Raw genomic sequence first — 268 nt, 5'->3', positions numbered from 1 at the left:
GAGCCAGATTGGCTACATGTTCCTCGCGCTTGGCGTGCAGGCATGGGATGCGGCGATTTTCCACTTGATGACTCACGCGTTCTTTAAAGCGCTGCTGTTCCTGGCATCCGGTTCCGTCATTCTGGCCTGCCATCACGAACAGAACATCTTCAAGATGGGCGGTCTGCGTAAATCTATTCCGCTGGTTTATCTCTGCTTCCTGGTGGGCGGCGCAGCACTGTCGGCACTGCCGCTGGTCACTGCGGGCTTCTTCAGTAAGGATGAGATC

1 protein-coding gene is annotated in these 268 nt (G+C 56.0%); it reads left to right on the top strand.

Features of this window, described 5'->3' with window-relative positions; translation table 11 throughout:
* Positions 1-268: proton-conducting transporter membrane subunit (locus tag V5P19_RS23690; RefSeq protein WP_334407991.1), on the top strand; the 268-nt coding region annotated here is incomplete at both ends.

Source organism: Enterobacter sp. UNJFSC 003 (assembly GCF_036903355.1).
Classification (GTDB): Bacteria; Pseudomonadota; Gammaproteobacteria; order Enterobacterales; family Enterobacteriaceae; genus Enterobacter.
The sequence above is the reverse complement of the archived record's forward strand: the minus strand, read 5'-3'. Positions and strand labels throughout refer to the sequence as shown.